The sequence below is a fragment of the Streptomyces ochraceiscleroticus genome, from assembly GCF_000720485.1.
Classification (GTDB): Bacteria; Actinomycetota; Actinomycetes; order Streptomycetales; family Streptomycetaceae; genus Streptomyces; species Streptomyces ochraceiscleroticus.
This window is the reverse complement of the sequence record NZ_JOAX01000034.1, coordinates 14,661-27,695: the sequence shown is the minus strand read 5'-3', so window position 1 is coordinate 27,695 and position 13,035 is coordinate 14,661. Positions and strand designations below refer to the sequence as shown.

Below are 13,035 nucleotides of genomic sequence, written 5' to 3'. Positions count from 1 at the left end.
CTCCTACTTGTCGTCTATGGGCGTCAGCGCGCGGCGGCGTCGATCGATTCCCGCGCGGCGGCGGCCACGTTCTCGGGCGTGAAGCCGAACTCGCGGAAGAGGACCTTGCCGTCCGCGGAGGCACCGAAGTGCTCCAGCGAGACGATGCGGCCGGCGTCGCCCACGTACTTGTGCCAGGTCAGGCCGATGCCCGCCTCGACGGCGACCCGGGCCTTGACGGCCGGCGGCAGGACGCTGTCCTTGTACGCCTGGTCCTGCTCCTCGAACCACTCCACGCACGGCATCGAGACGACGCGCGTCGGAACGCCCGCGGCCTGCAGCTGCTCACGCGCCTCGACCGCGAGGTGCACCTCGGAGCCGGTGGCGATCAGCACCGCCTGCGGCTCTGCGCTCTGCCCGTCGGCTGCTTCGGCGTCGAACAGGACGTAACCGCCCTTGGCGACACCCTCGGCGTTGGGCTCGTACGTCGGCACGCCCTGGCGGGTCAGCGCCAGGCCGTGCGGGGCGCCCTTGCCGTACTCCTTGGTCCAGCGCTTGTTGATCTCGGCCCAGGCCAGCGCGGTCTCGTTGGCGTCCGCCGGGCGGACGACGTTGAGGCCGGGGATGGCGCGCAGCGAGGCCAGGTGCTCCACCGGCTGGTGGGTCGGGCCGTCCTCGCCGAGACCGATCGAGTCGTGCGTCCACACGTAGGTGACCGGCAGGTGCATCAGGGCCGACAGGCGCACGGCGTTGCGCATGTAGTCGGAGAACACCAGGAAGGTGCCGCCGTAGATGCGGGTGTTGCCGTGCAGCGCGATGCCGTTCATCTCCGCGGCCATGGAGTGCTCGCGGATGCCGTAGTGGATCGTGCGGCCGTACGGGTCGGCCTCCGGCAGCGGGTTGCCCACCGGCAGGAACGAGGAGTTCTTGTCGATGGTGGTGTTGTTCGAGCCGGCGAGGTCGGCGGAGCCGCCCCACAGCTCGGGGATCACGCCGCCCAGCGCCTGCAGGACCTTGCCGGAGGCGGCACGGGTGGCCACCGCCTTGCCGGTCTCGAAGCAGGGGAGCTGCTCCTCCCAGCCGGCCGGCAGCTTGCCGGCGCGGATGCGCTCGAACTCCTGCGCGCGCTCGGGGTTGGCGGTCCGCCACTCGCCGAAGGACTTCTCCCACTCGGTCTTGGCGTCACGGGCGCGGTCCTGCAGCGCACGGGTGTGCGACAGGACGTCGTCGGCGACCTCGAAGTCCTTCTCGGAGTCGAAGCCGAGGACGCGCTTGGTGGCCGCGACCTCCTCGCCGCCGAGCGCCGAGCCGTGCGCGGCCTCGGTGTTCTGGGCGTTGGGGGCCGGCCAGGCGATGATCGAGCGCATCGCGATGAAGGACGGGCGCTCGGTCTCGGCCTTGGCCGCCTCGATCGCCGCGTACAGCGCCTCGGGGTCGAGGTCGCCGTTCTCCTTGGGCTCCACGCGCTGGACGTGCCAGCCGTACGCCTCGTACCGCTTGACGGTGTCTTCGGAGATGGCGGTCTCGGTGTCGCCCTCGATCGAGATGTGGTTGTCGTCCCACAGCATGATCAGGTTGCCGAGCTTCTGGTGCCCGGCCATGGACGACGCCTCGGCGGAGATGCCCTCCTGGAGGCAGCCGTCGCCGGCGATGGCGTAGATGTGGTGGTCGAACGGCGAGGTGCCGGGGGCGGCGTCCGGGTCGAACAGGCCGCGCTCGTACCGGGCGGCCATCGCCATGCCCACTGCGTTGGCCACGCCCTGGCCCAGGGGGCCGGTGGTGGTCTCGACACCCACGGTGTGGCCGTACTCCGGGTGGCCCGGGGTCTTGGAACCCCAGGTGCGGAAGGCCATCAGGTCCTCCAGCTCCAGGCCGAAACCGGCGAGGTAGAGCTGGATGTAGAGGGTCAGGGACGAGTGGCCGGCGGACAGCACGAACCGGTCACGGCCGGTCCAGTCCGGGTCGGCGGGGTCGTGCCGCATGACCTTCTGGAAAAGGGTGTAGGCGGCAGGAGCGAGGCTCATGGCCGTGCCCGGGTGGCCGTTACCGACCTTCTGCACGGAATCCATGGCCAGAACGCGGACGGTATCGACAGCCCGCTGGTCCAGATCGGTCCACTCAAGACCTGTGGTGGTCGGCTTGGTGCTCACCCTGGGTCAGGGCTCCTCTCCACATGTCGAATGCCGGGGGTCGGAAATGCCCTCGGACGCTGTCGAGCCTACCTTCGCGGGAGCCGCATTTTTCCGCCGGAACCCCGCTTGCCGTCACCTGCAACACATGAGTTTTCAGGACCCCGAACGAGCGCCCGAATGAGCAGGTGAACGCCCAGGAGACACCGGGTGTCGACGCTGGGTTCAGACTGCCGTCCGGTGCCCCCTTTCGCCCGCTGAACGTCCGCGTGTCCGGGCACTCGGGTGTGATTCCTTCCGGCCCGCGCTGCGCCAACACGAACCCACCCCCGCGAAGATCGCGCTATCCCCAACGTCTAGAGTGGCGTGGTACGCGCAAGTCTTCACCGGGCCTTCACTGCCCGAATGTGCTTGCTGGCCTTATCTCCGCGGCGCAAGCCGCAGAAGTTACTTCAGGGGTGTGCGTGACGGCCGTCGAATCCCGTCCTGCGGGGGCGCTCTCTGCGAGCGCAGGGAGTTCCGGTTCCGGCGACCGGCCGTTCGGGGCCCGGCTCAAGGCATTCGTGGCGCTCACCAAGCCGCGGATCATTGAGCTGCTGCTCATCACCACTGTTCCGGTGATGTTCCTCGCCGAACAGGGCGTGCCCGACCTGACGCTGGTGCTCCTCACCTGCGTGGGCGGCTACCTCTCGGCCGGCGGCGCCAACGCGCTCAACATGTACATCGACCGCGACATCGACGCGCTGATGGACCGCACGTCGCAGCGTCCACTGGTCACCGGGATGGTCAGCCCGCGCGAGTGCCTGGTCTTCGGCGTCTCGCTCGCGGTGATCTCCACGCTCCTCTTCGGACTGACCGTCAACTGGCTGTCCGCATGGCTCTCCCTGGGCGCGCTGCTCTTCTACGTGGTCGTCTACACGATGATCCTGAAGCGCCGCACCTCGCAGAACATCGTCTGGGGCGGCATCGCCGGCTGCCTGCCGGTCCTCATCGGCTGGTCGTCCGTGACCAACTCGATGTCCTGGGCGCCGGTCATCCTCTTCCTGGTGATGTTCTTCTGGACGCCGCCGCACTACTGGCCGCTGTCCATGAAGGTGAAGGAGGACTACGCGCGCGTCGGCGTGCCGATGCTCCCGGTCCTCGCCTCGAACAAGGTGGTCGCGCGGCAGATCGTGCTCTACAGCTGGGTGATGGTCGGCGTGTCGCTGCTGCTGCAGCCGCTGGGCTACACCGGCTGGTTCTACACGGTGGTCGCGGTCCTGTGCGGTGCCTTCTGGCTGAAGGAGGCGCACGGCCTGCAGGCCCGCGCCAAGGCCGAGATCACGGGCGCCAAGCTCAAGGAGATGCGGCTCTTCCACTGGTCGATCACGTACGTGTCGCTGCTCTTCGTGGCCGTCGCGGTCGATCCCTTCCTGCGCTGACACGCTTTCGCGCGGCCCGCGGACGAGGGCGCCCCTGAGAGGCCGTCGTGACCGATCCCATACGGGAGGTCACGGCGGCCTTCTTCCGTGCGGCGCTTACCGATCGGTAGCATGCGGCCATGTCAGAGACCACGCAGGCGGACGAGCGGCTGGACAAGCGCTCCGAGAAGCAGGCCGCCAAGCTCGCCCGGGAGATGCAGGCTTTCGCCAGGAGCCACGGCGGCAGCGCCGAGGGCCAGCTGGCCCACATAGGACGGGGCCGCACCCGGGTCGCCCTGGTCGGCGCCAACGGTGAGTGGGGCAACCTCGTCGCCCGCTCGTACGAGGCCGCCAAGAAGGGCGCCGAGAAGGCGGGCATCACCCTGCACGACGACTTCGACGGCGAGCTGGCCGCCAAGGTGCGCACCGGCCGCTACGAGTGGTCGCGGATGGCCGGCCTCCAGGTGGGCGGACCGTCCAACGACTGACGGTACGACTGACGGCAGCCGCCGTATGCAATGAGCCCGCCGGCACGGTCCTCGGACCGTGCCGGCGGGCTCATGTCGTGTGAAGCCGACGGGCTTTGCGTGAAAGGCGCGGGAAGGCGCCTCAGGCCGTCGTGGCGGCCTTGGGGGCGTCGGTGGGCTCCTGGGCCCCGGCGGGGGCCGGAACGGCCGTCAGCGGGCCGCGCTCGCGCAGCGAGAGGAAGACCCGCAGCACACAGATCCACACCAGCGTCGAGCCGAGCATGTGGATGCCCACGACCAGCTCGGGCAGGTGGGTGAAGTACTGCACGTAGCCGATGACGCCCTGGAACGCGAGGCAGCCGAAGAGCTCCAGGAGCATCCGGCGCGGCGCCGCGGGCGCCTTGACCGCACGCAGCGTGAACCACAGGGCGATGCTCAGGCCGACCACGATGTACACGAAGTCCACGTGGAGCTGGGTGATCTCCTGCCAGTCCAGCGGGATTCGGTGCACCTTGCGCGCGTCACCCGCGTGCGGGCCGGCGCCCGTGACGACCGTGCCGATCAGGGTGAGCGCCGCGGTGGCCAGCACCAGCAGCCAGGAGAGCTGGCGGACCGGCCGGGCGACCAGGTCCCGCGGCTCCGCGTCGCCCTCGGACGCCCGCCGCCACGAGACCACCGCCACCGTGAGCAGCGCCGTCGACACCAGGAAGTGCGCGCTGACGATGTACGGGTTCAGGCCGGTCAGCACGGTGATGCCGCCGACCACGGCATTGCCCATGACCACCCAGAACTGCGCCCAGCCGAGCCGGGTGAGCGAGCGGCGCCGGGGGTGCCGGGCGCGGGCGGCGATGATGAAGAGGCCGACGACCGCGCACAGCACGTAGGTGAGCAGGCGGTTGCCGAACTCGATGATGCCGTTGATGCCCATCTCGTGGGTCGGCGTGAGGCTGCCGGGGGTGCACTGCGGCCACGTGGAGCAGCCCAGACCCGACTGGGTGAGCCGGACCGCGCCGCCGGTCACGACGATGACGACGGCCATGACGACCGTGGCGAGCGCGGCACGTCGCACGAAGGCAGCCGACGGCTGCCAGCGACGGGCGATCTGCTCCAGGGGATTCAGCGAATTCGGCACGGGCTCATCGTAGGCGGCGGCTTGTGCGCCTTTTCACGAGGGGTGCGAAACGGTGCGTACCGTGTCCCCAGGGGCACGCGGCGTGTCCGGGGACGTCGCCCGGGTCACTCCCAGCGGAAGAACCGCGCCGCCGCGCCCAGCCCCAGTACCGTCCAGACCGCGAGGATGCCGAGGTCGGCCAGGGGGAGCCCCCGGCCGTGCTGGAGGACGTCGCGCAGCCCGTCCGAGAGCGCCGAGATCGGCAGCAGCTCCAGTACGGACTGCAGGGCGCCGGGGAACTTCTCCAGCGGGACGATGACGCCGCCGCCGACCAGAAGGAGCAGGAAGACCAGGTTGGCCGCGGCGAGCGTGGCCTCGGCCTTGAGCGTGCCGGCCATGAGGAGGCCGAGCCCGGAGAAGGCCGCGGTACCGAGAATCAGCAGCAGCACGACCCAGACGGGATTGCCGTGCGGCGACCAGCCCAGCGCGAAGGCGACCACGGTCAGCAGCACGATCTGCAGGACCTCCGTGACCAGCACGGAGCAGGTCTTGGCGGTCATCAGCGCCCAGCGGGGGAGCGGCGAGGCGCCGAGCCGCTTGAGCACTCCGTAGCGCCGCTCGAATCCGGTGGCGATGGCCTGCCCGGTGAAGGCGGTGGACATCACGGCGAGCGCGAGGATGCCGGGGGCGAGGAAGTCGACGGCCTTGCCGGACCCTGTGTCCACGATGTCGACGGCGGAGAACAGCACCAGCAGCAGCGTCGGGATGACGACGGTCAGCAGGAGCTGCTCCCCATTGCGCAGCAGCATCTTCGTCTCGAGGAGGGCCTGCGCGCGGATCATCCGGGACAGCGGCGCCGCGCCCGGCTTCGGGGTGAAGACACCCGTGGTCGTACTCATGCGCGCAGCTCCTTGCCTGTGAGCTCCAGGAAGACGTCCTCCAGGGTGTGCCGCTCGACCGCTATGCGGTCCGGCAGCACGCCGTTCTGCGCGCACCAAGAGGTGACGGTGGCCAGCAGCTGCGGGTCGATCGTGCCGTTGACCCGGTACGCGCCGGGCGTCAGCTCGGCCGCCGCGCAGCCGGCCGGCAGCGCCTTCAGGAGCGAGGCGAGGTCCAGACCCGGCCGCCCCGTGAAGCGCAGCGTGTTCTCCGCGCCCCCCTTGCACAGCGTCTCGGGGCTCCCCTGGGCGATGACCCGGCCGCCATCGATGATCGCGACATCGTCGGCGAGCTGCTCGGCCTCGTCCATGAAGTGCGTGGTCAGCACGACGCTGACGCCGTCCGTACGCAGCTCGCGCACGAGGTCCCAGGTGGCGCGGCGGGCCTGCGGGTCCAGGCCCGCGGTCGGCTCGTCCAGGAAGACCAGCTCGGGGCGGCCGACGACGGCCATGGCGAGCGCAAGGCGCTGCTGCTGGCCGCCGGAGAGCCGCCGGTAGGTGGTCCGGCCGCAGGAGTCCAGGCCGAGGCGCTCGATCAGGACGTCCACGTCGACGGGGTGGGCGTGCAGGGACGCGGTGTGCCGCAGCATCTCCTCGGCGCGGGCGCCCGCGTACACGCCGCCGGACTGCAGCATCACGCCGATACGGGGGCGCAGCGCGGCGGCGTCGGCGACGGGGTCCAGGCCGAGGACGCGGACGGTGCCGGCGTCGGCGCGGCGGTACCCCTCGCAGGTCTCGACGGTGGTGGTCTTGCCGGCGCCGTTCGGGCCGAGGACGGCGGTGACGGTGCCGCGGGCGACGGTGAGGTCCAGGCCGTCCACGGCGGTCTTGCTGCCGTACCGCTTGACCAGGCCCGTGACCTCGACGGCGGGCTCGCGCCCGGGGGTCCGGGGGACGTCCCCCGGGGAGGTGCTGCGCATGACCCGCAGTCTACGAAGGCGCACCCCTCGGTTCCCACGGGGGCTCCCGCGTACCCGACGCGAGGCGGGCCTTGTGTCCGACGCGCGGCGGCCTTGCACTTAGGTTCCCCTAAGTGATAGAGGCCACCACGGCCGTGTACCAGTGAGGCTTGTCCTGGTCTGAAGAATTACGCAACAATGTCGTTGTGAAATACGCGAGCGAGGATCGACAGGTTCCCGCGGCCACTCCGGCCGCCGGGCCGGTGACCTCCGCCTCTGCGCAGGTCACCGCCCAGGACGAGGCGCACGGCACGCGGAATCGCGTGGCGCGCTCCATTCTGGACCATGGCCCCTCCACCGCCGCCGAGCTGGCGCTCCGGCTGGAGCTGACCCAGGCCGCCGTCCGCCGCCATCTCGACGCCCTCGTGGCCGAGGGTGTCGTGGAGCCCCGCGAGAAGCGGGTGTACGGCACACGCTCCAGGGGCCGCCCCGCCAAGGCGTTCGCGCTGACCGACTGCGGCCGGGACGCCTTCGACCAGGCATACGACAGCCTGGCCTCCGACGCGCTGCGCTGGATCGCGCAGGCCGCGGGCGGCGGCGAGCGCGGCGAGGCCGCGGTCGCGGAGTTCGCCCGCGCCCGGCTGGAGGCCCAGGCGGCGGAGTACCGCTCGGCGGTCGAGGCCGCGTCGCCCGAGGAGCGCACGGCGGCCCTTGCGAAGGCATTGACCGCGGACGGGTACGCTGCTACGGCGCGCAGCGCCCCCCATCTGCAGCAAGGTGAACAGCTCTGCCAGCACCACTGCCCGGTCGCCCATGTGGCCGAGCAGTTCCCTCAGCTGTGCGAGGCGGAGACCGAGGTCTTCTCGCGCCTGCTCGGGACCCACGTGCAGCGTCTTGCCACCATCGCCCACGGCGACGGTGTCTGCACGACCTTCGTACCCAAGGCGACTGCCCAGGGCGCCCCCAAGGCCCAGGGCCCTCCCAGGGCGGCGAAGGCCACCGGCAAGGCCGACCACCGCATCACAAAGACCACCACAGCATCTGCAAGCACGGCCGGGAGGAACCCCGCATGACGCTCCCCACGGAGACTGCTCACCCTGAGCTCGAGGGTCTGGGCAACTACGAATACGGCTGGGCCGACTCCGACGTCGCCGGCGCTTCCGCCAAGCGCGGCCTCTCCGAGGAGGTCGTCCGCGACATCTCGGCGAAGAAGAACGAGCCGGAGTGGATGCTCAAGCTTCGCCTCAAGGGCCTGAAGCTCTTCGACAAGAAGCCCATGCCGAACTGGGGCTCGGACCTCTCCGGCATCGACTTCGACAACATCAAGTACTTCGTCCGCTCCACGGAGCAGCAGGCCGCCAGCTGGGAGGACCTGCCCGAGGACATCAAGAACACCTACGACAAGCTCGGCATCCCGGAGGCGGAGAAGCAGCGCCTGGTCGCCGGTGTCGCCGCGCAGTACGAGTCCGAGGTCGTCTACCACCAGATCCGCGAGGACCTGGAGGAGCAGGGCGTCCTGTTCCTGGACACCGACACCGCGCTCAAGGAGCACCCGGAGCTCTTCAAGGAGTACTTCGGCACGGTGATCCCGGCGGGTGACAACAAGTTCGCCTCGCTGAACACCGCGGTGTGGTCCGGCGGCTCGTTCATCTACGTGCCCCCGGGCGTGCACGTCGACATCCCGCTGCAGGCCTACTTCCGGATCAACACCGAGAACATGGGCCAGTTCGAGCGGACGCTGATCATCGTCGACGAGGACGCCTACGTCCACTACGTCGAGGGCTGCACGGCGCCGATCTACAAGTCGGACTCGCTGCACTCCGCCGTCGTGGAGATCATCGTCAAGAAGGGCGGCCGCTGCCGCTACACGACGATCCAGAACTGGTCGAACAACGTCTACAACCTGGTCACCAAGCGTGCCGTGGCCTACGAGGGCGCGACCATGGAGTGGGTCGACGGCAACCTCGGCTCCAAGGTGACGATGAAGTACCCGGCCGTCTACCTGATGGGCGAGCACGCCAAGGGCGAGACGCTGTCCATCGCCTTCGCGGGCGAGGGCCAGCACCAGGACGCCGGCTCCAAGATGGTCCACATGGCGCCGAACACCTCCTCCAACATCGTCTCCAAGTCGGTGGCGCGAGGCGGTGGCCGGACCTCCTACCGCGGCCTGGTCGAGATCGGCGAGGGCGCGGCGGGCTCCAAGTCCAACGTGCTGTGCGACGCCCTGCTGGTGGACACCATCTCCCGCTCGGACACCTACCCCTACGTGGACGTCCGCGAGGACGACGTGTCCATGGGCCACGAGGCGACCGTCTCCAAGGTCAGCGAGGACCAGCTCTTCTACCTGATGGCGCGCGGCCTCTCCGAGGACGAGGCCATGGCGATGATCGTGCGCGGCTTCGTCGAGCCGATCGCCCGTGAGCTGCCCATGGAGTACGCGCTGGAGCTCAACCGGCTGATCGAGCTGCAGATGGAGGGCTCGGTCGGCTGACCGACCGCCCCGGGGGCCGGGCAGCCCGGCCCCCTCCGTCCGCAGCAAACTTCTTGACCCAGAAAGTGAGCACTACGACAGCCATGGCTGAGGCTCAGAACATCCCCGCGGGTACCACCACCTCGGGCTCGATCGCGGTGGCCGCGGAGTCCACCGTCGCCACCCGGATGAGCGCCCCGCCGTCCTACGACGTGGCGGACTTCCCGGTGCCGCACGGCCGCGAGGAGGAGTGGCGCTTCACGCCGCTGGAGCGCCTGAAGGGCCTCCACGACGGCACCGCCACCGCCACCGGCGGCGTCTCGGTCGAGATCAACGCGCCCGAGGGCGTGACGGTCGAGACCGCCGACCGGGACGACGCGCGGGTCGGCAAGGCCGGCAAGCCCATCGACCGGGTCGCGGCGCAGGCGTACAGCTCCTTCGAGAAGGCCTCCGTGGTCTCCGTGCCCAAGGAGACCGTGCTCAGCGAGCCCATCCGCATCGCCGTCCACGGCGAGGGCGGGGTCGCCTACGGCCACCAGGTCATCGAGCTGGGAGCCTTCGCCGAGGCCGTCGTCGTCATCGACCACACCGGTGACGCCACGCTCGCCGCCAACGTCGACTACCTCCTCGGCGACGGCGCGAAGCTCACCGTCGTCTCCGTCCAGGACTGGGACGACACCGCGGTCCACGCCGGCCAGCACAACGCCCTGGTCGGCCGGGACGCCTCCTTCAAGTCCGTGGTCGTCACCTTCGGCGGCGACCTGGTCCGGCTGAACCCCCGCGTGACGTACGCCGCCCCTGGTGGCGAGGCCGAGTTCTACGGCCTGTACTTCACCGACAACGGCCAGCACCAGGAGCACCGCCTCTTCGTCGACCACGAGGCGGCCAACTGCCGCTCCAACGTCGTCTACAAGGGCGCCCTCCAGGGCCAGGACGCGCACGCCGTCTGGATCGGCGACGTCCTCATCCGCGCCGCGGCCACCGGTACGGACACCTATGAGCTCAACCGCAACCTCGTCCTCACGGACGGCGCGCGGGTGGACTCGGTGCCGAACCTGGAGATCGAGACCGGCGAGATCGTCGGCGCGGGCCACGCCTCGGCGACCGGCCGCTTCGACGACGAGCAGCTCTTCTACCTGATGGCCCGCGGCATCCCCGCCGAGGAGGCCCGTCGCCTGGTGGTCCGCGGCTTCTTCGCCGAGCTGGTCCAGCAGATCGGCCTGCCGGACGTCGAGGAGCGCCTCATCGCCAAGATCGATGCCGAGCTGGAGGCGTCCGTAGCATGACCGCCACCTTCGTACGAGCCTGTGGGCTGAGCGAGCTCGAGGAAGACACCCCCAAGCGGGTCGAGCTCGACGGCACCCCGGTCTCGGTCGTCCGTACCGAGGGCGAGGTGTTCGCGATCAACGACATCTGCTCGCACGCGAACGTCTCCCTCTCGGAGGGCGAGGTGGAGGACTGCTCCATCGAATGCTGGCTGCACGGCTCCAGCTTCGACCTCCGCACCGGCAAGCCGTCCGGCCTTCCCGCGACGCAGCCCGTCCCCGTATACCCCGTAAAGATCGAAGGGGACGACGTGCTCGTCTCCGTCACCCAGGAGTCCTGAGTTCCCCATGGCAACGCTTGAGATTCACGACCTGCACGTCTCCGTCGAGGCCGAGAACGGCCCGCGCGAGATCCTGAAGGGCGTCGACCTGACCGTGAAGCAGGGCGAGACGCACGCCATCATGGGCCCCAACGGCTCCGGCAAGTCCACCCTCGCGTACTCCCTCGCGGGTCACCCCAAGTACACGATCACCGGCGGCACCGTCACCCTCGACGGCGAGGACGTCCTGGAGATGTCCGTCGACGAGCGCGCCCGCGCCGGCGTCTTCCTCGCCATGCAGTACCCGGTCGAGGTCCCCGGCGTCTCCGTCTCCAACTTCCTGCGCACCTCCGCCACCGCGATCCGCGGCGAGGCCCCCAAGCTGCGGCTGTGGGTCAAGGAGGTCAAGGAGGCCATGGAGCGCCTCAACATGGACCCGGCGTTCGCCGAGCGCAACGTCAACGAGGGCTTCTCCGGCGGTGAGAAGAAGCGCCACGAGATCCTCCAGCTGGAGCTCCTCAAGCCGAAGATCGCGATCCTCGACGAGACCGACTCCGGTCTGGACGTCGACGCGCTGCGCATCGTCTCCGAGGGCGTCAACCGGGTCCGCGAGTCCGGTGAGGTCGGCACGCTGCTGATCACCCACTACACGCGGATTCTCCGCTACATCAAGCCCGACTTCGTCCACGTCTTCGCCAACGGCCGGATCGCCGAGTCCGGCGGCGCCGAGCTGGCCGACAAGCTGGAGGCCGAGGGCTACGAGGCATACGTGAAGGGTGGCGCTACCGCGTGACACAGCTGCCGGGCCTCCTCGACACAGAGGCGATCCGTAAGGACTTCCCGATCCTGGGCCGCGAGGTCCACGAAGGGAAGAAGCTCGTCTACCTGGACAGCGCCGCGACCTCGCAGACGCCCAGCCAGGTCATCGACGTGCTGAGCGAGTACTACGAACGCTACAACGCCAATGTCCACCGAGGCGTGCACGTGCTCGCCGAGGAGGCCACGGCGCTGTACGAAGGTGCTCGCGACAAGGTCGCCGAGTTCATCAACGCACCGAGCCGCGACGAGGTGATCTTCACCAAGAACGCCTCGGAGTCGCTCAATCTCGTCGCGAACATGCTGGGCTGGGCGGATGAGCCCTACCGCGTGGACCACGAGACCGAGATCGTCATCACGGAGATGGAGCACCACTCCAACATCGTGCCGTGGCAGCTGCTCTCGCAGCGCACGGGCGCGAAGCTGAAGTGGTTCGGGCTGACCGAGGACGGCCGGCTCGACCTCTCCAACATCGACGAGATCATCACGGAGAAGACCAAGGTCGTCTCCCTGACCCTGGTCTCCAACCTCATGGGCACGGTCAACCCGGTCGAGGCGATCGTCCGCAAGGCGCAGGACGTCGGCGCGCTCGTCGTCTTCGACGCCTCGCAGGCCGCGCCGCACATGCCGCTGGACGTCCAGGCGCTCCAGGCCGACTTCGTGGCCTTCACCGGCCACAAGATGTGCGGCCCGACCGGCATCGGGGTCCTGTGGGGCCGCCAGGAGCTGCTGGAGGACCTGCCGCCGTTCCTCGGTGGCGGCGAGATGATCGAGACCGTCTCGATGAGCTCCTCCACCTACGCCCCGGCGCCGCACAAGTTCGAGGCCGGTACGCCCCCGATCGCCCAGGCCGTCGGCCTCGGCGCGGCGGTGGACTACCTCAACTCCATCGGCATGGAGCGGATCGCCGAGCACGAGCACGCGCTCACCGAGTACGCCGTGAAGCGGCTGCTGGAGGTCCCCGACCTGCGGATCATCGGCCCCACCACGGCCGAGGACCGCGGCGCCGCGATCTCCTTCACGCTCGGTGACATCCACCCGCACGACGTGGGGCAGGTGCTCGACGAGGAGGGCATCGCGGTCCGCGTCGGCCACCACTGCGCCCGCCCGGTCTGCCTGCGGTACGGAATTCCTGCGACGACACGAGCGTCGTTCTATCTGTACTCCACCCCGGCCGAGGTCGACGCCCTGGTCGCCGGCCTGGAGCACGTCCGTAATTTCTTCGGATGAGGACGAGGACT

At 69.6% G+C, this 13,035-nt stretch carries 12 protein-coding genes; 8 read left to right on the top strand and 4 right to left on the bottom strand.

The features are described from left to right. Nucleotides 1-23: 23 nt before the first annotated feature. Entirely contained in the window at nt 24-2,129 is a 2,106-nt protein-coding gene (gene tkt / locus IG84_RS0132385; RefSeq protein ID WP_031065242.1) for a transketolase, read from the bottom strand. 437 nt (nt 2,130-2,566) lie between these two features. Between tkt and IG84_RS0132380 the strand changes: the two genes are divergently transcribed. Next, nucleotides 2,567-3,529, top strand: a complete 963-nt coding sequence (locus tag IG84_RS0132380; protein WP_078649662.1) for a heme o synthase — start codon at nt 2,567-2,569, stop codon at nt 3,527-3,529. A gap of 119 nt (nt 3,530-3,648) precedes the next feature. Then, complete coding sequence (locus tag IG84_RS0132375; RefSeq protein ID WP_031065238.1) at nt 3,649-3,996, top strand: type 1 periplasmic-binding domain-containing protein; 348 nt, start codon at nt 3,649-3,651, stop codon at nt 3,994-3,996. A 121-nt stretch (nt 3,997-4,117) separates the two neighbouring features. On the opposite strand, the gene IG84_RS0132370 is transcribed toward IG84_RS0132375, so the two are convergent. The 3 genes from IG84_RS0132370 to IG84_RS0132360 form a co-directional block, all read right to left on the bottom strand. Continuing rightward, nucleotides 4,118-5,107 (bottom strand): COX15/CtaA family protein, encoded by a 990-nt coding sequence (locus IG84_RS0132370; RefSeq protein ID WP_037801111.1) that lies wholly within the window; start codon nt 5,105-5,107, stop codon nt 4,118-4,120. A 104-nt stretch (nt 5,108-5,211) separates the two neighbouring features. Beyond that, nucleotides 5,212-5,985, bottom strand: a complete 774-nt coding sequence (locus IG84_RS0132365) for an ABC transporter permease (RefSeq protein WP_031065233.1) — start codon at nt 5,983-5,985, stop codon at nt 5,212-5,214. Beyond that, nucleotides 5,982-6,944: an ABC transporter ATP-binding protein gene (locus IG84_RS0132360; RefSeq protein ID WP_031065231.1), complete on the bottom strand. Its 963-nt coding sequence runs from the start codon at nt 6,942-6,944 to the stop codon at nt 5,982-5,984. The genes IG84_RS0132365 and IG84_RS0132360 overlap by 4 nt, the downstream gene beginning before the upstream one ends. Before the next feature lie 185 nt (nt 6,945-7,129). Between IG84_RS0132360 and IG84_RS0132355 the strand changes: the two genes are divergently transcribed. The 6 genes from IG84_RS0132355 (at nt 7,130) to IG84_RS0132330 (ending at nt 13,024) form a co-directional block, all read left to right on the top strand. After that, nucleotides 7,130-7,996, top strand: a complete 867-nt coding sequence (locus IG84_RS0132355; RefSeq protein ID WP_031065228.1) for a helix-turn-helix transcriptional regulator — start codon at nt 7,130-7,132, stop codon at nt 7,994-7,996. Continuing rightward, entirely contained in the window at nt 7,993-9,414 is a 1,422-nt protein-coding gene (sufB, locus tag IG84_RS0132350) for a Fe-S cluster assembly protein SufB (RefSeq protein WP_031065226.1), read from the top strand. The genes IG84_RS0132355 and sufB overlap by 4 nt, the downstream gene beginning before the upstream one ends. An 83-nt stretch (nt 9,415-9,497) precedes the next feature. Then, nucleotides 9,498-10,679 carry a Fe-S cluster assembly protein SufD gene (sufD, locus tag IG84_RS0132345; RefSeq protein ID WP_031065225.1) on the top strand — a complete coding sequence of 394 codons (1,182 nt, stop codon included), beginning with the start codon at nt 9,498-9,500 and terminating at the stop codon, nt 10,677-10,679. Continuing rightward, nucleotides 10,676-10,999 carry a bifunctional 3-phenylpropionate/cinnamic acid dioxygenase ferredoxin subunit gene (locus tag IG84_RS0132340; protein ID WP_030264508.1) on the top strand — a complete coding sequence of 108 codons (324 nt, stop codon included), beginning with the start codon at nt 10,676-10,678 and terminating at the stop codon, nt 10,997-10,999. Before sufD ends, IG84_RS0132340 begins: the two co-directional genes overlap by 4 nt. Nucleotides 11,000-11,006: 7 nt before the next feature. Further along, entirely contained in the window at nt 11,007-11,771 is a 765-nt protein-coding gene (gene sufC, locus IG84_RS0132335) for a Fe-S cluster assembly ATPase SufC (RefSeq protein WP_030264512.1), read from the top strand. Beyond that, a complete protein-coding gene (locus IG84_RS0132330) occupies nt 11,768-13,024 on the top strand; it encodes a cysteine desulfurase (protein WP_031065223.1) in 1,257 nt (418 codons plus the stop codon). Before sufC ends, IG84_RS0132330 begins: the two co-directional genes overlap by 4 nt. Nucleotides 13,025-13,035: the final 11 nt, after the last annotated feature.

Coding starts and splice junctions, on each gene's coding strand:
- IG84_RS0132375 (WP_031065238.1), top strand. CDS start 3,649: ATGTCAGAGACCACGCAGGCGGACGAGCGGCTGGACAAGCGCTCCGAG.
- IG84_RS0132360 (WP_031065231.1), bottom strand. CDS start 6,944: ATGCGCAGCACCTCCCCGGGGGACGTCCCCCGGACCCCCGGGCGCGAG.
- IG84_RS0132365 (WP_031065233.1), bottom strand. CDS start 5,985: ATGAGTACGACCACGGGTGTCTTCACCCCGAAGCCGGGCGCGGCGCCG.
- IG84_RS0132340 (WP_030264508.1), top strand. CDS start 10,676: ATGACCGCCACCTTCGTACGAGCCTGTGGGCTGAGCGAGCTCGAGGAA.
- sufC (WP_030264512.1), top strand. CDS start 11,007: ATGGCAACGCTTGAGATTCACGACCTGCACGTCTCCGTCGAGGCCGAG.
- sufB (WP_031065226.1), top strand. CDS start 7,993: ATGACGCTCCCCACGGAGACTGCTCACCCTGAGCTCGAGGGTCTGGGC.
- sufD (WP_031065225.1), top strand. CDS start 9,498: ATGGCTGAGGCTCAGAACATCCCCGCGGGTACCACCACCTCGGGCTCG.